The sequence below is a fragment of the Salicola sp. AFF1 genome, assembly GCF_056783195.1.
The window spans coordinates 47,551-72,048 of record NZ_JBXAYL010000007.1; the positions used below are offsets into that span (position 1 = coordinate 47,551).

Genomic DNA, 24,498 nt, shown 5'->3' on the forward strand with positions numbered 1-24,498 from the left:
GGCCCAGCCTGTCACTCTGGACTCATATTAGCGGAGAACGTGGCGTGGCTGCGTGAAGTGACGCACTTTTCGCGCGTTTTTCACGCGTTGGCGGCGCGCTGCTGCTGGAGTTCCTCCCAGGCACGCATGTGGACGTCCGCCTCGTATTCATAGGGAGACCTGAACGGCGTGAGAACGAGGTCAAAGACCGCGAAAAGCAGCCCCACGGAGAGCCATGACAGCACCATGGTTTCCACGGTGGTGGCCTGGGCCTCGGCGGTGGCATTCACAAAGCGTTCCAGGTGGGGCAGGGCATTATCCACCATGGCAACAGGGTTGAAGCGGGCGAACACCAGTGGAATCCAGAACCCCAGAAAGACAGGGAAAAAACCGAAGGACCACAGGATGCGGCGGATGAGGTAAACCGCCAGGGCGTTGACGTAACGCCTGCGCAGCTCCGGAATGCCCCGGATCTCCTCCAGATAGCGCTTGCGTTCCACCCAGTAGGCCTCAACCCGTGGACGGGAACCGGACCTTTCAGTGTGCTCGTTTTGACTGGTCAATGATTGCCCATTTGGTCGGTGCCTTTGTCCTCTCACTATAAACAAGATCGGAGAGGTTGCCAGAGTGCGCTATATTGAGCTGTGGGAACACAGCCTTGCAACCGCTAGAATGGCGGCACATTTTCCAAACAGGACGAGGGCATGCTGGATCAGGCGGAATCGCAGGTTCACCCGGCTTTCGAGTGGGTGCGCACTCACCGGATTGAAACGCTTCACCTGGACGTGGAGGAATACCGGCATTGTGCAACGGGGGCGCGCCACCTGCATCTTGCTTCAGACAATGACGAGAACGTTTTCCTGGTGGCGCTGCGGACCTTCCCCATGGATTCCACCGGGGTTGCTCACATCCTGGAGCATACCGCTTTGTGCGGCAGTGAGCATTACCCCACACGGGATCCGTTTTTCATGATGATCCAGCGTTCCCTGAATACTTTCATGAACGCGTTGACCAGTAGTGACTGGACCGCGTATCCCTTTGCCAGCCGCAACCGCAAGGATTTTGACAACCTGCTGTCGGTCTATCTGGATTCAGTGTTCTTCTCCAATCTGGATCCCCTGGACTTTGCCCAGGAAGGCCACCGGCTTGAGTTTGAGACGCCGGATGACCCCAGTACGCCGCTGGTGCATCGCGGGGTTGTCTACAATGAGATGAAGGGCGCGATGAGCTCGCCGGTGTCGCAACTATGGCAGACGCTGTCGAAGCACCTGTTCCCGACCACCACCTATCACTACAACAGTGGCGGCGAGCCGGACCACATTGTGGATCTGAGCTACGATCAGCTGCTCCAGTTCTACCGTCGCCATTACCACCCGAGTAACGCGATATTCGCCACTTTCGGTGACATTCCCGCCCATGAGCACCAGCAGCGGTTGGAATCACAGGCGCTTGGTCGCTTTTCCGCGGCGGACATTGATCTGCCGGTGCACAACGAGAAACGCTACTATGCCCCTGTAAGGGTTCAGGAACATTACGGCGTGGACCCGGACGAGGGTACTGAAAACCGCACCCATGTGGTTATGGGCTGGCTTCTTGGTGAAAGCTTCGATCTTGAGAAGAACCTGGAAGCTGAACTGCTTACGGCGGTATTGCTGGAAAACAGTGCGTCGCCGCTGTTGCAGGCGCTGGAAACCACGCAACTGGGACAGGCGCCCTCGCCGCTGTGCGGACTTGAGGACTCCAACCGCGAAATGACCTTCGTCTGTGGCATTGAGGGCACAGAGCCGGAGCAGGCGGGTGAGGTGGAAGCTCTGATCCTTGAGACCCTTGAGCGTGTCGCTCGCGAAGGGGTACCGCATGACAAGCTTGAAGCCATTGTGCACCAGTTGGAGCTGCAGCAGCGCGAGATTTCCGGTGATGGCTTCCCCTATGGTCTGCAACTGATCATGCAGGCGCTGTCGCCCATGGTGCACGGCGGGGATCCGGTGGAGCTGCTGGACCTGGAGCCGGTGCTGGAGCGCCTGCGTGAACGCATCCGGGACCCGGAGTACGTACCAGGGTTGGTCCGCCGCCTGCTTCTGGACAACCCGCACCGGGTCCGTCTGGCACTGGCGCCGGATACCGGCCTGAATGATCGTCGGGAACAGGCGGTTCGCGAGGCGTTGGACCAGCGCAAGGAGGCACTTACCGAAGACGAGCAGCGTGAACTGGTTGAACAGGCCCGGGCGCTGCAGGCCCGCCAGAACGAGGAAGCGGACGACAGCATGCTGCCTCGTGTGGGTATTGAGGATGTGCCGGCCTCGCTGAAAATCCCGGAAGGGGAGATGGACGATTCCGGCCGCATCACCCGCTATCACATGGGAACCAATGGCCTGGTGTACCAGCAGCTGGTGGTGCCGCTCCCGGATCTGGCGCCGGAGCATCGCCAGCTGCTGCCCATCTATTCCAGTATGCTGAGTGAGGTTGGCGCGGGCGACGATGACTACCTGCGTATGCAGGACCGGATTTCCGCGGGCAGCGGGGGCTTGAGCGCGGCGGCTACGATCAAGGGGGACGTGGACGACGTCCAGTCCGTGCGTGGCTACTTCACGCTTGGTGGCAAGGCTCTGTCCGACAACAGCGATGATCTGGCCGGGCTCTTGCACGACGTTGCTACCGCCGCCCGCTTTGACGAGAAGGAGCGGGTCCGCGAGCTGGTGTCACAGATGCGCGCCAGGCGTGAGCATTCGATCACCGGTAGTGGCCATGCATTGGCCATGGGCGCGGCGTCCCATGGAGCGAGTCCTGGAGCCCGCCTGGCTTACGAGCTGGGCGGTCTTGAGGGCATCCGTCAGCTGGTGGCGCTTGACGACCGACTGGGGGACAGTGGCGAGCTGGACCGCTTTTGCCAGAAACTGGCGGAGCTCCATGAGCGCATCCATTCAGGGGGGCCGGACTTCCTGTTGATTGGTGAGAGCACTGGGCTTGAAGGCTCGGAGACAGCCATGCGCGAACGCTGGTCCATGGCGCAGGATAGAGCGGTCGGCGGTTTCCAGTTGGACCCTGTGAATGAGCAGGTTAATGAGGGGTGGCTGACCGCTACCCAGGTTAATTTCTGCGCCCGGGCCTTCCCCACGGTGCCGGTAGACCATCCGGATGCCGCGCCGCTGAGCGTATTGGGCGTGCTGCTGCGCAATGAGCACCTGCACCGCAGCATCCGGGAGCAGGGCGGTGCCTACGGCAGTGGTGCCGGACAGGACAGCGCCAACGGTGTCTTCCGCTTCTTCTCCTATCGGGACCCGCGTCTTGAGGAAACGCTGGCGGACTTCGACCGGTCACTGGACTGGCTGCATCAAGGGGGACAGAGTGGCGCCTCGGTCGAAGAAGCCATTCTGGGCGTGATCTCCCAGTTGGATCGCCCGCGCTCACCCGCTGGCGAAGCCCGTTTCGCGTATCAGAGCCGGCTTTTCGGACGTACTCCCGAGCAGCAGCAGCGTTTCCGGGAGCAGGTACTGGCGGTCGACCTGGCGGCCATGCAGCGGGCCGCCGAGCGCTGGCTCACCCCCGAGCGCGCCAGCACGGCGGTGCTTACCGGCCACGGCAACCGTCAGCGAGTGTCGGACCTGGGCATGACGATCCTGGAGATCTGATCAGCGTGCCCGGCGCTCGATCCCGGTCTGGACAAGGAGGCGGGTGGAGATTTCCTCCACCGAATAGTCCGTGGTGTTCAGGTTCGGGATCCGCTCCTGGCGGTAGATGCTCTCCGCCTCGTTGACCTCCAGCATGCACTGGCGCAGGGACGCATAGCCGGAATTGGGGCGACGCTCATTGCGGATGGCGGACAACCGGTTGGGGTCAATGGTGAGCCCGAACAGCTTCTTGCGGTGCGGTTGCAGGGCGGAAGGGATCCGCTGTTCTTCCATGTCCTCCTCCGTGAGCGGGTAATTCGCCGCCTTGATACCGTATTGCAGCGCCAGATACAGGCAGGTGGGCGTCTTGCCACTGCGGGAGGGGCCGATCAGGATGACATCGGCGTCGTCGTAGTAACGGGTGCGGGCGCCGTCGTCGTTCTCCAGCGCGTAGTTGACCGCCTTGATCCGTTCTTCATAGCCACCGTCACGGGAAATCGAGTGGGAACGGCCAACGGTGTACGAGGAGCTGGCGTGAAGCTCGTTTTCCAGCGGTGACAGGAAGGTGCCGAAAATGTCCACCATGAACGCATCCGCCCTGGAAAGCTCGCCCCGGATCTCACTGTCGACAATGGTGTCGAAGGTCAGCGGTCGCGCACCGTCCAGTTGGCCTGCCTTGTTGATTTGTTCAACCGCTTCCTGCGCTTTGCGTATGGAGTCGATGTAGGGAAGGGTGATCTTTTCGAACTGGATGTTGTCGAATTGCGCTAGAAGGCTGTTGCCAAGGGCTTCGGCAGTGATGCCGGTGCCATCTGATATGAAGAAAGCGGTGCGTTTCATGGGGCCTGAGCCTCCCTCGGGGGTTTCCAGTATCCTAGGTTGGCACGCCAGCGCTGTGAACCCGGGGCGCGCAATGCTGGAGATCACCCCATCGCTTACAGTATGATACGCGGGCTCTACAGGGCGCGTGGCGCCCCGGGTGACAGGCAATAACGAGGGAGATTGGCTTTGAACGATTTTATTATCGGTTTCGAGCAACTCGGCATGAACGATGTCGAGCGTGTGGGCGGCAAGAATGCCTCCCTCGGGGAGATGATCAGTAACCTCGCCAATGCCGGTGTGACGATTCCCGGCGGGTTCGCCACCACAGCGCAGGCCTATCGTGAGTTCCTTGAAAAGGACGGGCTGCGTGAGCGCATTGATGAGACCCTGGCCAGCCTCGACATTAATGATGTGAATGAGCTGGCCCGTGTGGGTTCGATGATCCGTCAGTGGATCATCGATACGCCCTTCCCGCCGGCGCTGGAAGAGGTCATTGCCGAACGTTTTGCGGCCATGCAGGGCGACAATGACCGCATGGCGGTGGCGGTGCGCTCCTCCGCGACGGCTGAGGATCTGCCGGACGCGTCGTTCGCGGGCCAGCAGGAGACCTTTCTTAATATTGTTGGGCTCGACAACGTCAAGCTGGCCATCAAGGAGGTTTTCGCTTCCCTGTTCAATGACCGGGCCATTTCCTACCGCGTGCATCACGGTTTTGACCACAACAAGGTGGCGCTCTCCGCCGGCATCCAGCGGATGGTGCGCAGTGAGACAGGAAGTAGTGGCGTCATGTTCACCCTGGACACGGAATCCGGATTCCAGGACGTGGTATTCATAACCGCCTCCTATGGACTGGGCGAGACCGTGGTACAGGGAGCGGTGAATCCGGATGAATTCTATGTGCACAAGCCCACGTTCGAGGCGGGTCGCCCTGCGGTGCTGCGGCGCAACCTGGGCAGCAAGGCCATCAAGATGGTCTATGCCGGCGATGGTGAAATGGGTAAGTCGGTTGAGACCGTCAAGGTGGACGCTGAGGACCGCAACCGGTTCTGTGTTTCCGACGAGGATGTAGCCGAGCTGACCCGTCAGGCACTGACCATCGAGAAGCACTATGGTCGGCCCATGGATATTGAATGGGCGAAGGACGGTGATACCGGGCAGCTGTTCATCGTGCAGGCGCGCCCAGAGACCGTGCGCAGCCGTAAGGGGCTGCACACCATGGAGCGGTATCTGCTCAAGGAGAAGGGCTCGGTGCTGGTTGAAGGTCGTAGTATTGGCCACCGCATCGGGGCCGGCCCCGCCCGGATCGTCACCAGCATCAACGAGATGGATCGCGTCGAGGAAGGTGACGTACTGGTTACGGACATGACGGACCCTGACTGGGAACCGGTCATGAAACGCTCCGCCGCCATCATCACCGATCGCGGTGGCCGTACCTGTCACGCTGCCATTATCGCCCGGGAGCTGGGTATTCCGGCCGTGGTGGGCTGTGGCAATGCGTCCGAGCTGATCCAGGAAGGGCAGGAGCTGACGGTCTCGTGTGCGGAAGGGGACACTGGCCTGGTTTACGAGGGGCGACTGGACTTCGAGCTGAGGGAGAACTCCGTCGAGTCCATGCCCACGTTGCCGTTCCGCATCATGATGAACGTTGGTAACCCGGACCGGGCTTTCGATTTCCAGGCCATGCCCAATGAAGGCGTAGGGCTGGCACGCCTGGAGTTCATCATCAACCGCATGATCGGGGTGCATCCCAAGGCACTGCTGAACTTTGAGTCTTTGCCAGGTGATATTAAGCAGACCGTGGAAAAACGCATTGCGGGCTACGACTCGCCGGTGGATTTCTATGTTGATAAGCTGGTTGAGGGCATCTCGACCCTGGCTGCGGCTTTCTACCCCAAGCCCGTAATCGTGCGGCTATCGGACTTCAAGTCCAATGAATACGCCAACCTGATCGGGGGGACGCTGTACGAGCCGGGTGAGGAGAACCCAATGCTCGGGTTCCGTGGGGCATCCCGCTACATCTCGGATTCTTTCCGGGATTGCTTTGAGCTTGAGTGCCGGGCACTGACGCGGGTCCGGGACGAGATGGGCCTGAATAACGTCGAGGTGATGGTACCGTTCGTGCGCACGCCCGGCGAAGGCCGCCAGGTGGTGGAGCTTCTGGCGGACAATGGCCTTGAGCGGGGTCGCGAGGACCTGCGCGTGATCATGATGTGTGAGCTGCCCGCCAATGCCCTCCAGGCGGATGAGTTCCTGGAGCATTTTGACGGCTTCTCCATCGGCTCCAATGACCTGACGCAGCTGACGTTGGGGCTGGACCGGGACTCCGGGATCGTTGCGCACCTGTTTGATGAACGCAATGAGGCGGTCAAGTCGCTTCTGGGCAACGCTATCGCAGCCTGCCGCAGGGCCAACAAGTACGTTGGCATTTGCGGCCAGGGACCGTCGGATCATCCCGAGCTGGCCAAGTGGCTGATGGAACAGGGTATCAACAGTGTCTCCCTGAATCCGGATTCGGTTCTGGACACCTGGTTTTTCCTGGCGGAAGGAAAGCAGCAGTCCTGAGTGGTCCAGCGTAAGCCCAAACAAGACTGAGGAAAGCGGGTATGCAGAGCAGCAGCCGACTGTTTCCGGTGACCCTGACGGCCACCGACATGGCCGCTGACCTCTTTGAGGATGTGTACCTGCTGAACCCGGGCGTAAGTCCGGATCCCAGTGTGCGGATTGCCGTGACACGCGTTCGGGACCCGGCATGGGAGGGGGCCCGCTTCCCGGTGGTGCTGCTCCACCGGGAGTTCCAGAATAAGCGCCAGTGGCTATCGCCCGGCGGGCAGGGTCTTGCCGCGCTGCTTGCGCGTTACGGTTTTGACGTATGGTTGGCTGAGATGCGCGGGCATGGCATGTCGCCACGCAACCGTGACTGGGCTCTGGGCCATATCGCGTTGCTCGCGGAAGAAGATCTGCCACCGGTCCAGCGCTTCGTGGAAGAACAGAGCGGTACGCCACCGGCGTGGCTCGGCGAGGGCGTTGGGGCGCGCCTTCTGGCTCATGCCATGATCCACAATGTTGCCTTCATGCGCCGGGTGCCTGCCGTTGTTTTCATTGATCCCGGGCGGGCGGATTCCCACTGGACCGAATCCCGGAGGCCGCTGGGCGACAGGCTAGGGCTACGGCGGCGCCAACGTTTTCTTGGCGGCCTGCATCGTTGGGGACCGGAGGATGAGCCCAGCGTCTTGTTCCAGGACCTGTATCGCAGCCAGAAACGTTACCGGAAAGGCAAGGGGCATCCCACCCACGAAGGGCTCCGGATCATTCGATGCCCGGGGCTTGTGGTGGGCGTTGAGGATGATGAGGAGACCGTGTACAGCTTTGCCCAGAATCTGGGGGGGCAGGTTCGTCACACCTTGGGGCCGCGGGATGGGGGCAGACGGCCCGCCACCACCCCTGACAGTCTGGGGACCGCACTCCAGGATGATATTCGCGCTTGGTTGAGCGAACAGACCTGTGATTGGGGCGCGGAGCGTATCGACTGAAATGCCAACTGGATCAGGAGGAAATCGTGTCGGAACCGACAATTGTTACACCAGACCTTGTGGATGAGCATCCGGAAGTCGCTGTGGTGGAGCCCATGTTCGTCAACCTGGGCGGTCGTAGTGCTTTCGGTGGTGAAATCGTAACCGTTAAGTGTTTTGAGGATAACTCCGTCGTCAAGGAACAGGTCGGTCAGGAGGGCCATGGCAAGGTTCTGGTGGTGGATGGTGGTGGTTCTCTGCGGATCGCCTTGCTGGGTGACATGCTGGCGGAAAAAGCGTCGAAAAATGGCTGGCAGGGCGTAATCGTTTACGGCTGTATCCGGGATGTGGACGTGATCGGTGAGACCGACATTGGCGTCCAGGCACTCGCCACCCATCCGCGTAAGAGTGAGAAGCGCGGTCTGGGAGACCTGAATGTGCCCGTGAGCTTTGGCGGTGTTACGTTTGAACCCGGCCATTACGTCTATGCGGACAATAACGGCATCATCGTTTCCGCCGAGCCCCTGCCTGAAGCGGCTGAATAACCGGCTTCGCTCGGGAGCTGATCCTGCTGGTTCAGCTCCCGTCGCTTCTTATGCGATCTCGTTCTTTGACGCCTGCTGCTCCCTCCCGGTATAACGTATCTGAATCCGTACAAATAATAACCCTGAGACAGGATCAGTTCATGACTGGGGACTCAATGCGGGATACTCCCGAAAAGCGTGACTTCATCCGTATGAACATCGATACAGGGATTGACCTGTTTCTGGATGGTAGTGACCAGAGGATTGAAGGCCGTTGTGTGGATTTGAGCGCCACTGGAATGGCGGTTGAGCTGGAAGAGGCGTTGCCTGAAGGGCAACAGCTTCACGCCTCATTGCCTTCCCATAATCCTGACTTTCCGCCATTCGATACCGTGGCCACCGTTCTCAGGAGTGAACCGCTTGAGGGTGGCCGTTGGCGCGTAGGGTTGCGGATTGAGGAAGTTAAGCGCTGAACCTGATTCCGTGAATCAGGCCCAGCTGTCGGTTTTGCGGCTGGGTTTGAGCAGCGGGAAAATCACGGCGATCAAGATGCCGGCAATCACCAGGCCGCCACCAGTCAGCAGATAGCTGGATTCCCGGCTGTCTTCGAGGCGCTGCTTTTCGTTGGCAAGCAGTTCCACCTTCTTGCGGAGCTCCTGGCGTTCCTGGCGCAGTTCCTGGTTGCGTTTCTCGAGGTTGATGGCATCCTCGGAAATGGAGCGGATGCGTTGCAGTTCGTCGCTTGTTTCCTGAAGCTGGGTTTTAAGGGTCTGTTTTGTCTCTCGCAGCTGTTCGAGCTTGGTTTGCGCTTGTTCGAGCTCTGATTGGGTTTCGGAAAGCTCCTCACGGGTGCTGTCGAGTTCCTTCTGGGCATCTTTGAGGCGCTCTTCCGCAATGCGCTGGGAGCTCAGGTAGCGGGCCGCGATGTAACCCTCCTCGCCCTCACCAAAGCGTACCCGTACATAGTCGGAGTTTTCGGCTTCTTCCAGCACCTCCACGGGAGTGCCGCTGCGAAGGGCGGATTCAATAATGCGGTATTCATTGCCCGGACCGGAACGCACCGGAACGTAGATCACGTCGTCGACATAGCGCGTTTCCGCCTGCGTCACGGACGTGAGCAGAACAAGCACCAAGGGCACAATGAAACGCAGTGATCTGTTCATGCCTTTCTTTGGGGTCATGATGTTATTCCCTGTTAAACGGACCCGGAATTCTGCCACAGGCCAGGAAGGTTGCCCAGTGAGGCTCAGGGGAGCACCGGCTTGAATGGCTTGACTGTAACCTTTTCGTAAACCCCAGCATCAACATAGGGGTCCGCATCCGCCCAACTCTGGGCTGCGGCGAGGGATTCAAACTCGGCCACCACGATGCTGCCGGTGAACCCGGCCTCGCTCGGCTCGGTGGTGTCCTCGGCAGGCAAGGGCCCGGCCATGAGCAGGCGGCCTTCGCTCTTCAACGATTCAAGACGTTCGAGGTGGGCGCTGCGGGCCTGCTTGCGTCGTTCGAGGCTGTCGGTGACATCCTCTGCCATGATGGCATAGTACATAGCGATCTCCTGCCTGGAAACGCGGGTGTGTATGAGTGGCAATAGGGGCCTATGATAAGCTGCGCTCGGCTCCGAGCCAATCCCGGTTCGTGGCGCAATACCCGGAGCATTATGCGTATTGAAGAAAACAGCCAGGTGTTTGTAGACCTGCACTGCCACAGCACGGCTTCTGATGGGGGTCTGTCGCCAGAGGCCGTGGTGACCCGTGCGGCAGCTCAAGGGGTGGGCGTGCTAGCACTCACGGATCACGACACCATTGCGGGCGTTGGCGAGGCCAATGAGGCGGCGGTAGCACAGGGTGTGCATCTTGTCGCTGGCGTAGAGCTGTCCTGTTTGTGGCGAGGCCAGACGATTCATGTGGTGGCCCTGGATTTCGAGCCGGAGGACCCCGGATTCCGGCAGGCCCTGGAAGGGCAGGCTGGCGTCCGGTATGAACGGGCGGGAACCATTGACGAGCGGTTGCGCCGACAAGGGCTGCCTTCAGTACTTGAGCAGGCCCGGGCATTGGCGGCGGGTGTCCCCGGGCGGCCCCATTTTGCCCAGGCACTGGTGGATGCTGGCGTGGTGCCGGGGACCCGGCAGGCGTTCCAGCGCTATCTGGGAACCGGCAAGGCCGGCGATGTTGCGAGCTGCTGGCCGGAGCTGGCAACCGTGGTGGGTTGGATCCGACAGGCTGGGGGCATTGCCGTGCTGGCGCACCCCCGTCGTTACGGGCTGACGAACAATAAGCTCAGAAAGCTTGTCCAGGCCTTCCACGAAGCCGGCGGGCAGGCGCTGGAAGTCCTCAGTGCCGGACACTCGCCCCAGGACAGTGGTTACCTTACCCGCCTTTGCATGGAGGGTGGGCTTTGTGCCTCCGGCGGCAGTGATTTCCACTGGCCGGGACGGCCCTGGTCAGAGCTGGGCAAGCTCCCGGACCTGCCAGCCGGCCCCGAGCCGGTCTGGTGGCATTTCCGGGAAATAACGCAGAGGCGCATTCAGGGCGAGTGATAGTGCAGGTAGAGATCCGTCAGGAGTTCCGGGATGGCGTCGGCGTAATCCGTAAGGCGCTTGGGATCCTTCCGTGCCTGCTGGAAGGCTTCATCGTCGAACAGATTTGACAGCGTCAGGATGGGCGTCATCAGCTGCCCAACCGTTTCTTCATCCTCTCCGACCCATTGGTCCTCATCCAGCAGGAAGGTGTCGGTAAAGCCCGCACACCAGTTCTCGAGCGCCTCTTCAGCGGTTTCGTCATCCTCGGGCTCGGGCAGCTCCAGTGTCTGGCCCTGTTCAAGCTCCTGCTGGATGGTCCTGGCCAGGCGTGATACCAGTGACTGGAATTCGGCAGGCACCGCTTCCTCGCTGCCTTCTGGTTGAGCAGTGGCTATCGCGTGAATGCGTTCCACGGACAGTGGCACCGGCCCCACGACCGAGGCCGTTACCACACCGTGAAGGCCAAAGACGTCCAGTGCTTCCTCGCTCTGGCCGGGCGCAAACAGGATTGATTCCAGCGTTTCCACGTCCTGATCAGTCAGCATATCCCTGGCCTCACTCCTGTTCGTTGGTCTTTGCCTGGTTGCGTGCTTTGCGGAATGCCTCCTGTCGGCGGCGGATCTCCCGTGGATCGTTATAGGCGCGGCCCTTGATGGGCTCCAGGTGAATCTCGTCTTCGCCCGGGCTGTTGTCAGGCTCATCGGTCCCGGCCGCGTCAGGGGTCGCCTTTTCGACAGACGCCTTGGCCTGCTTTTCAGGCTCGGAGGCCACTTCAGCCTGAGCTTCGGCTTCCTTCCTGGGTTCTGTCTCGATGGGTTGTGTCTCTACCGGCGCTTCGCGGGAGCTGGTATCAGCTGAGCTTGTTGCTTCCGTTGCCTGAGCCTGCACCTGCTCGGCCTCCCCGGTCTCCGGTGCCGTACCGCCGTTGCTCCCGGGCGCCTCACTGTTGGCCGCATTGGCCTTGGCCTCAACAGGCTGCTGCGGCTCCTGGTCAGTGTCTGTCTGCAGAGGACTCGACTGTGACACGTCGGGCTTGGCTGTCGCTCCGGTCGGGGTTTCTTCCCCCTCTACGGCGTCCTTCCGTTGTTTTTCTGCTGCTGTTTTTTCCTCAGAGGCGTTCAGGCCCTCTGTTGAGCTCTGGTCGGCTGGTTTGCCGTTTTTCTGCCGGGGCCGGCGAGGGCGTTGGAACTCAGGGTTTGGTGTACCCTCTTCACCGGCTTCTTGCTGGTTCTGGCTCTTATTGCCGGAGTCACCACGGGATTGGCCTTTTTTCCGGTTGTCAGAGCGGTTGCGTTTCTCGCCGGGGGTCTCCTGGTCCTTTTGCTTCTCGTTTCCGGATTGCTTGCCCTTGGCGTCGTCCTTCTGGCCTTCACTTCGGTCAGCATCGCGGTTACGGCGGTTTCCATCCCCCTTTTTCTGGGAGCTCCCGTCATTCTTGCCGCCCTTGTTGCCGCTGCCCGACTTCTGGTCGTTGTCGCTCTTGTGTTCGGCGCCGGATTTCTGGTCCGTGTTGGGCTTCTGGTTGCCGCCGGATTTCTGGCCGCCGCTCCGGTTGTTGCTGCCCCCTTTACTGGATGAGCGGGACTGGCCGCCGCCGTCCTTATTCCCATCCTTGTTCCCTTGGCTGGCATTGTCCTGTTTACCGCCGGATTTCTGCTGGCCGCCTGAATCCTGCTGACTCCGGTTACGGTTCTGGCCACCACGGCGCCGCCGGTTCTGGCCACTGCGCTGGCTCTGGCTGCCGCTTTCCTGGCGGTTGCCCTGTTGTTGCTGGTTGCCACCCTGACGTTGGCTGCTGTCGCGGTTCTGGCCCTGACTGGTGTCGGACGGGGCGGCACTCTGGCGTTGCGTTGTCCCTTCCTGGCGGGGCGCCGACTCGGATTCCGACGGCGGGGCAAACATGGTCTGAAGCTTGCGACCCACCCGTTGCCAGAAGTTGAGCGTCTCGCCTGCAGCTGGCGTTTCGGTGCTTGATGCCGGAGCCGGAGTACGGTTGGCAGGGGTGACCGCTTTCACAGCCGCTTCTTCGCGCTCGCCGGTACTTTGTCCAACGGACCAAGCGTCTTCAGTGTCATCCTCATACTGCGCTGCAATCTCGAAGCTGGCTTCACCGACCGTCACGGCGGTGTCATCGGTGCGTAGCCGCTGGACTTCGAAGTGCGGCGTCTCCAGGTTCTGGGAGGGGATGACCCGAACCCGTACGTTTTCCCGCCGCTCAATGGCATTGATTTCGTCCCGCTTCTCGTTGAGCAGGAACGCGGCCACCGTAACCGGTACCAGGGCGCGGACCTCGGCGGTCTTATCCTTGGAGGACTCTTCGTACATCAGGCGCATGATGCTCAGCGCCTGGGATTCCATACTGCGGATCGATCCCTGGCCGTTACAGCGGGGGCAGACTTCGCTGCGGGTCTCACCCAGTGATGGACGAAGCCGCTGGCGCGACATTTCGAGCAGCCCGAAACGCGATATCCGCCCGAGCTGGACGCGGGCGCGATCCAGTTCCAGCGCTTCGCGCATGCGCTGTTCCACCTCGCGCTGGTGGCGGTTGGGCGACATGTCGATGAAATCAATCACAATCAGGCCACCGATATCCCGAAGGCGCAGCTGCCGGGCGATCTCATCCGCCGCTTCCAGGTTGGTCTGGAAGGCGGTTTCCTCAATGTCGCCACCGCGGGTGGCGCGGGAGGAGTTGATGTCGATGGACACCAGTGCTTCGGTGGGGTCGATGACCAGTGAGCCGCCGGAAGGCAGTGATACTTCACGCTGGAAAGCGGTCTCGATCTGGGCCTCGATCTGGTACCGGCTGAGCAGCGGAATGTCGTCCGTATAGAGTTTGATCCGGTTCTCGAAAGAGGGCATCACCGCACGTACGAAGTTGAGCACGTCCTCGTAAACGCTGGGTGAGTCAATCATCACCTCACTGATGTCCTGGCGCAGGTAGTCACGTACAGCGCGGATGATGACGTTGCTTTCCTGATAGATCAGGAAGGGGGACTGGCGCGCTTGCGCTGCCTGGGTAATGGCGTCCCAGAACTGCAGCAGGTAGTCCAGATCCCATTGCAGCTCCTCCGTCTCCCGGCCAATCCCGGCGGTACGCACGATCACGCCCATGGACTTGGGCACCTTGAGCCCGGACATGGCTTCCTTGAGCTGACTGCGTTCATCCCCCTGGATGCGGCGGGAGATGCCCCCGGCACGCGGGTTGTTGGGCATCAGCACCAGGTAGCGTCCGGCAAGGGTGATGAAGGTGGTCAGAGCGGCGCCCTTGTTGCCGCGCTCTTCCTTGTCGACCTGGACAATCAGCTCCTGGCCTTCACTGAGTACATCCTTGATGTTGATTTTGCCATCAATTTCAGACGGGGCCTTGCTGAAATAGTCGCGCGCGATTTCCTTCAGGGGCAGGAAACCGTGACGCTCGGAACCGTAATCAATGAAGGCCGCTTCCAGGCTGGGCTCAATGCGAGTGATGCGGCCTTTGTAGATATTGGATTTTTTCTGCTCGCGGGTGCTGGACTCGATATCAAGATCGACCAGTCGCTGGCCGTCGACCAGAGCAACACGCAACTCCTCTTCGTGAGTTGCATTGATCAGCATTCTTTTCATTTTAGAACAAACTTCCATCGTTCAAAGACGGAAGCGGTGCGGGACGCAATGGCGAGACAGCGGGCTTGCTTCAGCCCGCTCCAGTAAAGCCGCATGGTGCTGTGAGTGAATCAGCCCCATGCTTGAGGAGCGCGGTTCAACGGACCGCACCCCTAAGGAAGTCTGTCCCGTACCGGTTACGAGGTCTTATGTCATATTCATGAGCAGGACAGCCCGAACCGGTGCTTCTGTATTCTCAAACCGTTGCGATGACCCTGCCGCGCGCTTCCGCCCGGATTGACATCAGTTCCTCCGACCGTGATTCCAGCCGGGCGGAACACCCATCACGACGCGCGTTGTTATCAGCTTCCGTGATCGTCCGCTGGGGGAGCCTCAGTGGCTCCGGCCTGCGGGTGAAAGGACTCAGCCGCGCGCCCGCGTGATTGCTGTTGGCTCTCGCTGTTTTCCAGTGCTGGTCGTTTTTAGTGGTGCGTCCGCTGCTCGTTTCGTACTGGGCCCGAAGGCTCTATAATTGCGAACTCATTCACTGACCTTAGTCCAACCAGGCCATCCCGGCCAGGAACGTCCATCGACCGGGGTGGGAAAACGACGCCAATATAGCAGTAATCCCCTGCCTCATCAACGAGCTGCAGAATGGTTCCGCTTAGCCAGGAGAATGACTTATATGCCAGGGCATCCGGGCAGCCGAGACAGTACTGAATCAACCCCCAGGGTCCAATGGCTGGAGGTGGCACCGGAGTGGGCTGGTCAGCGTCTTGATAATTTCCTTATGGGGTGCTTCCGGGGCGTACCGAAAAGCGTCATCTACCGGGTGATCCGGAAGGGGGCGGTGCGGGCCAATCGTAAGCGGGTTAAGCCCGATTACCGGATCGCTCCTGGAGACTCGATCCGGGTTCCGCCGCTCCATGAGCCTGCGCAAAAGCCGGATCGGGCCCAGCCAGGGCAACGGGTGCAGCGGCGGATGCAGGCAGCGGTACTGCATGAGGCACCGGATTTTCTGGTGGTGGACAAGCCGGCGGGGATCGCGGTGCATGGCGGCAGCGGGGTGGATTTCGGGCTGATCGAAACGCTGCGTGCGGCTCGGGAGGATCGTTACCTGGAGTTGGTACACCGGCTGGACCGGGATACCTCCGGGCTCATCCTTGTCGCTCGCCGGCGCTCCGCGCTCAAGTTGCTGCAGGATCAGTTCCGCCGTAAAAGCGCGCACAAGGTTTATCGGTTGCTTGTGGTGGGTGAATGGCCCCAGCAGGCGCACCGTGTGGAAGCGCCGTTGCAGCGGGTCACTGGCGGTTCGGGGGAGCGGCTGGTGCGGATCAGCGCGGACCAGGGTAAGCCTGCCCGTACGGACTTCCGGGTTCTTGGGCGTTTTGCCGGGTATACCCTTCTGGAGGCGGTTCCCCTGACGGGGCGCACGCACCAGATCCGCGTCCATGCAGCTGCCCAGGGCTGCCCGGTGGCGGGCGATGTGAAATATCTGGATGGTGCCTCGCTGTCGGCCTGGCAGCGGGGCGGGGGAGACCGGCTGATGCTGCATGCGCATCAGTTGACGTTCGAACCCCCTCAGGAGGAAAGAGTGACCTTTGAAGCGCCGGAGCCTGACGATTTTCAGGCACAGATTCAGCAACTGGGGCAGTATCAATGAGCTTCGATGCAGTGATCTTTGATTGGGATGGCACCCTGATTGATTCCGTCGACCATATAGCGGACAGCCTTGAGCGGGCTGCGCAGGATCTGGGATACCCGGCCCGTGAACGCGAGGCGTTGCGTCACATAGTGGGGCTGGGGATGGAAGAGGCGCTGGACCAGCTCTGGCCGGGAATCACCTGGGAAGAGATGACCCGGTTGCGGGAGGTCTACGCCCACCACTTTTTCCAGTGCGATACAACGCCCGATGATCTGTTTGAGGGCGTGAGCGATCTTCTGGCTGGCCTGCATGGGGGGCCTACCCTGGCAGTGGCTACGGGCAAGAGCCGGCCTGGCTTGGATCGGGCATTGAGTTCCAGTGGATTGGGGCACTATTTCCCGCTGACACGCTGCGCGAATGAAACGGCGTCCAAGCCGGACCCGCTAATGTTGCGCCAGATCGTGGCCGAGACCGCTATCCCTGTGGAGCGGATGGTGATGGTTGGTGATACCATCTACGACATGGAAATGGCGCGCCGGATCGGAATGCCGGCGATTGGCGTGACCTGGGGCGTTCACTCGCATGAGCAGCTGGCTGGGCACAGCCCAATGGCCATTGCCTCTGACATCTCGATGCTTCGGAAGCTGATGACTTCCGGTAACAGCGATCATTAACAGCAAGGAGACATTATGTCCGACTGGGATTCGGAAAACGCGGAATGGGGTGTGACACGGGACGCGTCGGGGCAGGGCACGACCGGTCGCGGACAGGAGATCAGGGAGGACTCCAAGGAATGGCGCCTGATCGAGAAGACCATGATGGCGATGCAAGCCGAGCAGCGCCGTAGCCGGCGCTGGGGGATCCTGTTCAAGGCGCTGGTCCTGGTGTATCTGTTTGCCATGCTGTTCGCGTTCCAGATGCCATTCAGTTCGGGGGAGCTGGCCCCGGGCGCTAGCGGGCCGCATACGGCGCTTGTGGATCTGGAAGGGGTGATCGCCCAGGGCGAGGACGCCAGCGCTGATAACCTCGTGACCGCGTTGGAAAATGCATTTTCCGCGGAGCAGTCCCAGGGGGTTGTTCTGCGCATCAACAGTCCAGGGGGCAGCCCCGTGCAGGCGGATTACGTGTACCAGGCGATCGAGCGCCTGAAGGAGGAGTATCCCGAGAAAAAGCTGCACGCAGTGATTTCCGATATCGGCGCCTCGGGGGCCTATTACATTGCGGCGGCCGCGGATCGGATTCATGCCAACCCGTCCAGTCTGGTGGGCTCCATTGGTGTGCGAGGCGGTGGTTTTGGTTTTACCGGCCTGATGGACAAGCTGGGGGTCGAGCGTCGCCTGTACACCGCTGGCGAAAACAAAGCATTCCTGGATCCTTTTCTGCCTGAGGACCCGGAGCAGGTTGAGTTCTGGGAGGGGGTACTGGAGCGTACCCATTCCCAGTTCATCGAGCGTGTACGCCAGGGGCGTGGCGACAAGCTGAAGGAGTCCAAGGCGGACCTGTTCTCGGGGCTGATCTGGACTGGCCAGAAAGCACGGGAATTGGGCCTGGTTGATGATTTCAATTCCGCGGGCCAGGTGGCGCGGAATGTGATAGGCGCGGAAGACGTTGTGGATTACAGCTACAAGCCATCGCCGTTCCAGAGGATTATGCGGGATCTGGGCAGCTCGGTTGGCCAGGGGGTCACAGAGACGCTCATTAACAGCGGCCCGGTTCTGCGTTGAGTTTTGACATTCACCAGTGGGAACCCTAGAATCGCGGCCTTATGTCGAACCCGGAGATACCCCTGTCGGTCGATGCGCTGAAATCGTTCGATCAGGGGGCTGTTAAAGAGGGCCATCTGGCCCTTGCCGGAATGAACCGGCTGGCGCCGCTGCTTCTGGAGACGGAAGGCGAGGCGGCTGCCAGGTTGGCGTTCTATTTTGATGACGAGCGGCGTCGCGTCATCGAAGGCTGGGTGCGGGCGGAACTGGTGGTACAGTGCCAGCGGTGCCTCGAGGCCATGCATCTTCCCGTGGAGTCGCACTTCCGGGTGGGGGTGGTTGATACCGAGGCAATGGCGGAGCAGCTGCCGGCCAGCCTGGAGCCCATGGTGGCAGGAAAGCGGGAGCTGCCGATCCGTGAGCTTCTGGAGGATGAACTCATTATGTGCCTGCCGGACGATCCGGCCCATGATGAGGCAGCCTGTAGCGCGTCCGCCACGCTGGAACGCATCAACCGGGATGCCGACGACGCCGTTGCGCAGGCGCGCGAGCATGATACACACAACCCGTTCCACGTTCTGGCCGGCCTTGGTAGTGGGGGGCAGGATCAGGGTGGAACGGACTCGTAACTCAAGAGCAAGGCAAGACTCCAGGAGTAATCTGCTATGGCCGTTCAACAGAACCGCAAGACCCGTTCAAAGCGCGGTATGCGTCGCTCTCACGACGGGCTCCGCAAGCCCGCGCTTTCGATGGATCCAACAACCGGGGAAGTTCATCGCCGGCATCATGTGTCGCCTGATGGCTTCTATCGGGGCAAGAAGGTGATTGAAACGCCGGAAGACTGAGTGACCGGTGGCGGCCGAGACCACCATCGCCGTTGATGCCATGAGTGGCGACCGCGGCTGTGAGCCAGTGGTCCGGGCCGCGGAAATCGCGGTTTCCAACAGCAAGGCCTTGAGAATCGTGCTTCTGGGCAGGCGCGCGGATCTCGAGGCCTTTCTGTGTGCAGACCGCGAACGCATCGAGGTCCGTGATGCGCCGGATGTGGTGGCCATGGAGGAACGACCTTCCCACGCACTGCGCCACCGTCAGCAGTCCTCCATGGCGCAGGCCCTGTCACTGGTTCGCAGTGGCGAGGCTGACGCCTGTGTTAGTGCCGGTAATACAGGGGCCCTCATGGCCCTTGGCCGTAACACGCTCCAGACCTGGCCGGGCATTGAGCGACCGGCGATTATCAAGCAGATTCCCTTCCATAATGGCCATTGCTACGTTCTGGACCTGGGAGCGAACGTTGATGCCAGCGCTGAGCATCTTGTGCAGTTCGCGCTCATGGGGCGGCTTACGGTGCAGGCTGTCGATAGTATCCAGAATCCCCGCGTGGCACTGCTCAACGTGGGGCAGGAAGCCGTCAAGGGTAATGAGCAGGTCCGTCTCGCCGGCCATATGCTGCAGGCTCGGGAGGAATCCGGCTATATTGGCTATATTGAGGGCAATGACCTCTTTCGGGGGGTGGCGGATGTGGTGGTGTGTGATGGCTTTGTGGGCAATGTGGCCTTGAAGACGGGGGAAGGCGTGGCGGAATTGATTGGCGACCTGATAAGGCGCGCATTTCGCCACAACTGGTATTCACGGCTGGTGGCGATGCTCGCCGCACCGGTGTTACACAGGATCAAGCGGCGCCTGGATCCCGCGCGGCATAATGGCGCGAGTTTCATCGGCCTGCAGGGGGTGGTGATCAAAAGCCATGGCAATGCGGACGTCACCGGGCTGGTTGCAGCTATTGAACAGGCGGCCCGGGAAGTTGAGCATGAGCTGCCGCGCAGGCTTGGCGAATTGCTGGACCAGGTTGAATTCTAGAGAACACAACAGGAAAGACAGATGACGACAGCATTGGTGTTTCCCGGTCAGGGATCCCAGTCCGTTGGGATGCTGGATGAAGCGGCTGCCGAGTGGTCGCTGGTCGGGCAGACCTTTGAACAAGCGTCCGAGGTGCTGGGGTATGACCTGGCTGAACTCTGCCGGCAGGGGCCCGAGGAACAACTGAATCGTACCGATGTAACCCAACCCGCGCTGCTTACAGCCAGCATTGCGATGTGGCATGTGTGGCGGGACCTGGGCGGCCCTTCGCCGGATTATGTTGCAGGCCACAGCCTTGGAGAGTATTCCGCGTTGGTTGTGGCGGGATGCTTGAGCTTTACCGACGCGGTGGATCTGGTGCGCATCCGTGGTGATGCCATGCGCCATGCCGTACCGCAAGGGAAAGGCCGTATGGCCGCCATAATCGGGCTGGATGATGAGGCGGTGATCAGCCTCTGCCAGGAGCATGTCGCCCACGGGGTGGTTGAGGCGGTGAATTTCAATGCGCCGGGCCAGGTGGTCATCGCGGGCTCAGTGAATGCGGTGGACCAGGTTATCGAGCGTGCGCGTGAGGAAGGCGCCAAGAAGGTCATGCCATTGGAGGTGAGTGTACCCTCCCATTGTGCGTTGATGCAGCCGGCGGCCGACCGCATGGCGGGGGCCCTGGCGGGTGTCAGCGTGCAGGACGCGGCTATTCCGGTGGTCCAGAACGTGACCGCGGGCGCTGTGACCGACGCCGCCACCATCCGCGAAAACCTGTACTGGCAGCTGATATCACCGGTGCGCTGGACGGAATCAGTGCGCTATATGGCGGAGCAGGGTGTTGGTGTTATGGCCGAGTGTGGCCCCGGTCGCGTTCTTTCCGGGCTGGTACGCCGCATTGATCGGAGCCTGGGATGTCATCCAACGGAAACGCCTGAACAGATGACCAAGGCGCTGGACGCGGTTCGCGAAGGCGCCTGACAGTGACACGTAACGGGAGATAAGGATGCTGGAAGGGCAAGTGGTTCTGGTGACCGGCGCCAGCCGTGGTATTGGCAGCGCGATTCTGGAGCGCTTTGCGCAGGCTGGCGCAACGGTGATCGGCACGGCCACCTCGGAATCCGGCGCCTCTGCTATTGCCGAGCGCATCAGTGAGCAGGGTTGGCAGGGTGACGGAATGGTCATGAACGTGACGGATTCGGAGAGTGTCACGGCGGGCATCAAGGAAATCAGCAATGGTTTCGGGCCACCCACGGTGCTGGTCAACAACGCCGGCGTTACCCGTGATGGCCTTGCCATGCGCATGAAACCGGAAGACTGGGATGAGGTGATCAATACCAACCTTTCAGCGGTGTACCGCACCAGTCAGGCGGTGCTCAAGGGCATGATGAAGGCCCGGACAGGGCGCATCATCAACCTGAGCTCGGTGGTCGCCCGCATGGGCAATGCCGGGCAGATGAACTATGCCGCCAGCAAGGCCGGCATTGAGGGCATGACTCGTTCCCTGGCGCGTGAAGTGGCAAGCCGTGGTATCACGGTCAATGCCATTGCGCCGGGGTTCATCGAAACCGACATGACGCGGGAGCTTGACGAAAGCCAGCGTGATGCCATGCTTTCAGCCATTCCGGCGGGTCGGCTCGGGCAGGCAAGGGAAGTGGCCGAAGTGGCTGTGTTTCTTGCTTCGGAAGGGGCGGCCTACGTCAATGGCGAGACCATTCATGTCAATGGTGGCATGTACATGAACTGAAGGAGGACGCCCTCGCTGTCATGGCGGGGCGGCTTCCGGTCAGCCCCTCCCGGGTTGCTTGTTCGGCCCGGGGGATTCAACTAAACTGGCACGCCAGCACTGCTGGTGACGTACACAATGAGGACATTATGAGTACAGTTGAAGAACGCGTTAAGAAGATTGTCTGTGAACAGCTGGGGGTCAAGGAATCCGAGGTACAGAGCACTTCTTCGTTTGTAGAGGATCTGGGTGCCGACTCGCTGGATACGGTTGAGCTGGTGATGGCGCTGGAAGAAGAGTTCGAGACCGAAATCCCGGACGAGGAAGCCGAGAAGCTGACCACGGTCAAGGACGCGGTGGATTACATCGAGTCCCACAGCTGAACGGACGAACGCGGTTCGAACGGTACCAAAGCCGCCCTGCACTGGGGCGGCTTTTTTGATGGTTACTGGTGCAGGCAGTGGGAGAGGCATTGATGCCTGAATGGATCTGGCCTGGAGACAGTCCCTCGATTCCCGTCGACGACCGGGGGCTGGCTTATGCTCAGGGGGTATTTGAAACCCTGAGGGTGGGCCCGTCTGGGCCTGTGCTTCTGGAGGCCCATCGTGAGCGGCTGCTGGCCGGCTGCAGGGCGTTGGGCATTCCGTTTGACACTGTAGCCTTCGACACCTGGACGCGGCAGGCAGCAGAGCAGGGGTTGCTCCAGCCGGAGGCGCCGGCGGTTCTCAAAATCATGGTCACGGCTGGCTCCGGAGGTCGAGGGTATCGGCCACCGGAGGTGGTTCAACCCAGGGTGATCACCACGGCGGCACCGGTTCCGGCGGTACCCAGGGAGGGCGTCAGTATCCGTCTCTGCCAGCACCCCCTGCCTTCCAGGGTGGCGGCCCGGGGCTGCAAGACGCTCGGGCGGCTGGAGCAGGTGCTTGCCAGTGCAGAACTCGCAGGCAGTGACTTTGAAGGGCTTATGGGGCTCGAGGGGGAGTCGGGCTGGGTCGAAGGGACCCGCACCTGTCTGTTCTCGGTAATGAACGGGACGCTGGTAACCCCGTCACGGGAGCGCTTGGTGGTTGCTGGAACACTGAGGGACTGGCTTGTCCGGAATGCGCCTCGCCTGGGCCTTGAGGTGACGGAAAGGAATCTGATGATGGCTGATTTTCAGGAGCACGGACTCGTTCTGGGCAATAGTGTTATGGGGCTGGTCCCCGTCAGTGCCTGCAATGGGGGCCGGGTGCCCGTGAGCAGCGGCGCCGGCTCATTGATTCAAGGCGTTAACCAAGAGCTGGGCTTCGCGTAATGGCATCCGGTAAACGTCTTGCAGGTTTGCTGGTTGGGCTGGTTCTGGTGGCAGGCATAGCGGGGTGGGGCTTTGTGCAGTGGCAGTTTCAGCGCATGGAGCAGCCCGTGGCGCTCGAGGACCCCCTCACCATGGAGATAGAGCCGGGGACGACCCTGCAGGGGCTTGCGCACGATCTTGAGGATCGGGGCTATCTATCGAGCGCCTTCTGGCTCCGCGTGAGGGCGAAGCTGGAGCCCAGCCTGGCCCGTCTCCAGTCCGGTGTCTATCGATGGGACGATGGTATGTCGCCGGTAGCGTTTGTGCGCCGAGTGGCGGCAGGGGATACGCACACCTGGACGGTGCGCATTCCGGAAGGCTGGACTTTTAAGCGTGTCCGTGAACACCTGGCTGACGAACAGCCACTGGTGAATGAGCTGGAAGGGGTAAGTGGCAAGGCCTTGATGGAGCGCCTCGGGCAGCCTGGTATGGACCCCGAGGGCTGGTTCTTCCCAGCTGTGTACCGGTATCAGCACGGCGATTCGGATCTGGATGTACTGGCCCGTGCCCACAGCCGCATGCAGGCGCTGTTGTCCAGCGTTTGGCAGAAGCGCCGCAAAAACCTGCCGTTGGACGAGCCTTACGAGGCCTTGATCCTTGCTTCAATCGTGGAGCGTGAGACCCCCCTGGCCGAGGAGAAACCCCGGGTCGCTGGCGTGTTCATACGGCGGCTTGAAAAGGGCATGCGCCTGCAGACGGATCCCACGGTGATCTATGGCATGGGCGCGGACTACCAGGGGAAGCTCGGCCACGCCGACCTGAGGGAATACACCCCCTACAACACCTACCGGATCGATGGTCTACCGCCTACCCCCATTGCCATGCCGGGCGAAGCCTCCCTGCGCGCGAGCGTGGATCCCGCGCAAGGAGAGGCGCTCTATTTCGTGGCCAAGGGCGATGGCTCCCATCATTTTTCCGCCACCCTGGAGGCCCACAATAAAGCGGTTCGCCGTTATCAACTGAACCGCAGTGAGGACTACCGTTCCTATCCGGAGCCCGAGGAGGGCAAAAACTGATGATGCGTGGACGCTTCATTACCTTTGAGGGAACCGAGGGAGTTGGAAAATCCACGGCCATTCGCAGTGCCAGTGACTGGCTCACGGAGCAGGGTGTTGCGCACTGCCTAACCCGGGAGCCCGGAGGCACGCCCATGGCGGAGGAGATCCGGCAGTTGCTGTTGCAATCCCGTGATGAAGCCGTCGATCCCACCTGTGAGCTACTGCTTATATTTGCGGCACGCGCCCAGCATCTGGCCCGGGTGATCCGGCCGACTCTGGAGGCTGGCGAATGGGTGCTCTGTGATCGGTTCACGGATGCCACCTACGCCTATCAGGGCGGTGGGCGCGAACTGGATTCCACGGTAGTGGCACAGCTCGAAGGCCTGGTCCAGGGGGAGACGCTGCGCCCTGACGCCGTGCTTTGGCTGGATGCCCCCGTAGCCACGGGGATGGCCCGGATCGCCGGGCGTGGTGGAGGGCCTGATCGGTTTGAAAACGAAAGGGTCCGATTCTTTGAGCGGGTACGCGAGGTCTATCAGGCACGCGCTGGAGATCCAGCCAACCATTACTGGCGGATTGATGCGGCGGTGACAGCAGAAGAGGTCGCGGAGTCCGTTCGACTGACAATGGACAAACTTCACAGAGAGTGGCTCTGCCTGCAATGAGTTGTGCAGGTTTTCACAACCTCTGCTTTAATTGAATGGATAAATTC

General features: G+C 61.0%; 24 protein-coding genes. 18 read left to right on the forward strand and 6 right to left on the reverse strand.

The annotated features are described in order from the left end of the window. Positions 1 to 80: 80 nt before the first annotated feature. On the reverse strand, positions 81 to 542 hold the full coding sequence (locus tag AC1RQI_RS06290; protein WP_416634331.1) for a hypothetical protein: 462 nt from the start codon (positions 540 to 542) through the stop codon (positions 81 to 83). Positions 543 to 683: 141 nt separating this feature from the next. On the opposite strand from AC1RQI_RS06290, the gene AC1RQI_RS06295 reads away from it, so the two are divergent. Beyond that, a complete protein-coding gene (locus AC1RQI_RS06295) occupies positions 684 to 3,608 on the forward strand; it encodes an insulinase family protein (protein ID WP_481904085.1) in 2,925 nt (974 codons plus the stop codon). Here AC1RQI_RS06295 and ppsR read toward each other — a convergent pair whose 3' ends face one another. Beyond that, positions 3,609 to 4,427 carry a posphoenolpyruvate synthetase regulatory kinase/phosphorylase PpsR gene (gene ppsR, locus AC1RQI_RS06300; protein ID WP_416634333.1) on the reverse strand — a complete coding sequence of 273 codons (819 nt, stop codon included), beginning with the start codon at positions 4,425 to 4,427 and terminating at the stop codon, positions 3,609 to 3,611. A 168-nt stretch (positions 4,428 to 4,595) separates the two neighbouring features. Between ppsR and ppsA the strand changes: the two genes are divergently transcribed. The 4 genes from ppsA (at position 4,596) to AC1RQI_RS06320 (ending at position 8,915) form a co-directional block, all read left to right on the forward strand. Beyond that, a complete protein-coding gene (ppsA, locus tag AC1RQI_RS06305; RefSeq protein WP_481904086.1) occupies positions 4,596 to 6,971 on the forward strand; it encodes a phosphoenolpyruvate synthase in 2,376 nt (791 codons plus the stop codon). A 41-nt stretch (positions 6,972 to 7,012) separates the two neighbouring features. Beyond that, positions 7,013 to 7,939, forward strand: coding sequence for an alpha/beta hydrolase (locus AC1RQI_RS06310; RefSeq protein WP_481904087.1), 927 nt, complete (start codon positions 7,013 to 7,015; stop codon positions 7,937 to 7,939). Positions 7,940 to 7,965: 26 nt separating this feature from the next. Next, positions 7,966 to 8,463, forward strand: coding sequence for a ribonuclease E activity regulator RraA (rraA, locus tag AC1RQI_RS06315; RefSeq protein WP_416634336.1), 498 nt, complete (start codon positions 7,966 to 7,968; stop codon positions 8,461 to 8,463). Positions 8,464 to 8,603: 140 nt separating this feature from the next. Next, entirely contained in the window at positions 8,604 to 8,915 is a 312-nt protein-coding gene (locus AC1RQI_RS06320; RefSeq protein ID WP_481904088.1) for a PilZ domain-containing protein, read from the forward strand. 15 nt (positions 8,916 to 8,930) lie between these two features. Here AC1RQI_RS06320 and AC1RQI_RS06325 read toward each other — a convergent pair whose 3' ends face one another. Both AC1RQI_RS06325 and AC1RQI_RS06330 read right to left on the reverse strand, forming a co-directional pair. Further along, positions 8,931 to 9,623 (reverse strand): TIGR04211 family SH3 domain-containing protein, encoded by a 693-nt coding sequence (locus AC1RQI_RS06325; RefSeq protein ID WP_481904089.1) that lies wholly within the window; start codon positions 9,621 to 9,623, stop codon positions 8,931 to 8,933. Between the two features lie 65 nt (positions 9,624 to 9,688). Next, positions 9,689 to 9,988 (reverse strand): YciI family protein, encoded by a 300-nt coding sequence (locus AC1RQI_RS06330; RefSeq protein ID WP_416634339.1) that lies wholly within the window; start codon positions 9,986 to 9,988, stop codon positions 9,689 to 9,691. Positions 9,989 to 10,099: 111 nt separating this feature from the next. On the opposite strand from AC1RQI_RS06330, the gene AC1RQI_RS06335 reads away from it, so the two are divergent. Continuing rightward, a complete protein-coding gene (locus AC1RQI_RS06335) occupies positions 10,100 to 10,978 on the forward strand; it encodes a PHP domain-containing protein (RefSeq protein WP_481904090.1) in 879 nt (292 codons plus the stop codon). Here AC1RQI_RS06335 and AC1RQI_RS06340 read toward each other — a convergent pair. Both AC1RQI_RS06340 and rne read right to left on the reverse strand, forming a co-directional pair. Then, positions 10,966 to 11,505 (reverse strand): YecA/YgfB family protein, encoded by a 540-nt coding sequence (locus AC1RQI_RS06340; RefSeq protein ID WP_416634341.1) that lies wholly within the window; start codon positions 11,503 to 11,505, stop codon positions 10,966 to 10,968. The two genes, AC1RQI_RS06335 and AC1RQI_RS06340, sit on opposite strands and share 13 nt — an antisense overlap. Positions 11,506 to 11,515: 10 nt before the next feature. Continuing rightward, a complete protein-coding gene (gene rne, locus AC1RQI_RS06345; RefSeq protein WP_481904091.1) occupies positions 11,516 to 14,563 on the reverse strand; it encodes a ribonuclease E in 3,048 nt (1,015 codons plus the stop codon). Positions 14,564 to 15,218: 655 nt separating this feature from the next. Here rne and AC1RQI_RS06350 point away from each other — a divergent pair. The 12 genes from AC1RQI_RS06350 to tmk all read left to right on the forward strand — a co-directional run bounded on the left by AC1RQI_RS06350 (position 15,219) and on the right by tmk (position 24,451). Next, complete coding sequence (locus AC1RQI_RS06350; protein WP_481904092.1) at positions 15,219 to 16,205, forward strand: RluA family pseudouridine synthase; 987 nt, start codon at positions 15,219 to 15,221, stop codon at positions 16,203 to 16,205. After that, positions 16,202 to 16,861: an HAD family hydrolase gene (locus AC1RQI_RS06355; protein ID WP_481904093.1), complete on the forward strand. Its 660-nt coding sequence runs from the start codon at positions 16,202 to 16,204 to the stop codon at positions 16,859 to 16,861. Before AC1RQI_RS06350 ends, AC1RQI_RS06355 begins: the two co-directional genes overlap by 4 nt. Before the next feature lie 15 nt (positions 16,862 to 16,876). After that, positions 16,877 to 17,911 (forward strand): S49 family peptidase, encoded by a 1,035-nt coding sequence (locus AC1RQI_RS06360; RefSeq protein WP_481904094.1) that lies wholly within the window; start codon positions 16,877 to 16,879, stop codon positions 17,909 to 17,911. Between the two features lie 41 nt (positions 17,912 to 17,952). After that, positions 17,953 to 18,519, forward strand: a complete 567-nt coding sequence (locus AC1RQI_RS06365; RefSeq protein WP_416634346.1) for a YceD family protein — start codon at positions 17,953 to 17,955, stop codon at positions 18,517 to 18,519. A 36-nt stretch (positions 18,520 to 18,555) separates the two neighbouring features. Then, positions 18,556 to 18,735 (forward strand): 50S ribosomal protein L32, encoded by a 180-nt coding sequence (gene rpmF, locus AC1RQI_RS06370; protein ID WP_416634347.1) that lies wholly within the window; start codon positions 18,556 to 18,558, stop codon positions 18,733 to 18,735. Positions 18,736 to 18,742: 7 nt separating this feature from the next. Continuing rightward, entirely contained in the window at positions 18,743 to 19,747 is a 1,005-nt protein-coding gene (plsX, locus tag AC1RQI_RS06375; protein WP_481904095.1) for a phosphate acyltransferase PlsX, read from the forward strand. Positions 19,748 to 19,768: 21 nt separating this feature from the next. Further along, positions 19,769 to 20,710 (forward strand): ACP S-malonyltransferase, encoded by a 942-nt coding sequence (fabD, locus tag AC1RQI_RS06380; RefSeq protein ID WP_416634349.1) that lies wholly within the window; start codon positions 19,769 to 19,771, stop codon positions 20,708 to 20,710. A gap of 25 nt (positions 20,711 to 20,735) precedes the next feature. Then, positions 20,736 to 21,476, forward strand: a complete 741-nt coding sequence (gene fabG / locus AC1RQI_RS06385) for a 3-oxoacyl-ACP reductase FabG (protein WP_416634350.1) — start codon at positions 20,736 to 20,738, stop codon at positions 21,474 to 21,476. A 128-nt stretch (positions 21,477 to 21,604) separates the two neighbouring features. Further along, positions 21,605 to 21,838 carry an acyl carrier protein gene (gene acpP, locus AC1RQI_RS06390; RefSeq protein WP_349750662.1) on the forward strand — a complete coding sequence of 78 codons (234 nt, stop codon included), beginning with the start codon at positions 21,605 to 21,607 and terminating at the stop codon, positions 21,836 to 21,838. A gap of 92 nt (positions 21,839 to 21,930) precedes the next feature. Further along, positions 21,931 to 22,749: an aminotransferase class IV gene (locus AC1RQI_RS06395; protein WP_481904096.1), complete on the forward strand. Its 819-nt coding sequence runs from the start codon at positions 21,931 to 21,933 to the stop codon at positions 22,747 to 22,749. Beyond that, positions 22,749 to 23,804 (forward strand): endolytic transglycosylase MltG, encoded by a 1,056-nt coding sequence (gene mltG, locus AC1RQI_RS06400; protein WP_481904097.1) that lies wholly within the window; start codon positions 22,749 to 22,751, stop codon positions 23,802 to 23,804. Before AC1RQI_RS06395 ends, mltG begins: the two co-directional genes overlap by 1 nt. After that, positions 23,804 to 24,451 (forward strand): dTMP kinase, encoded by a 648-nt coding sequence (gene tmk, locus AC1RQI_RS06405; protein WP_481904098.1) that lies wholly within the window; start codon positions 23,804 to 23,806, stop codon positions 24,449 to 24,451. The genes mltG and tmk overlap by 1 nt, the downstream gene beginning before the upstream one ends. The last annotated feature ends 47 nt before the right edge of the window (positions 24,452 to 24,498 follow it).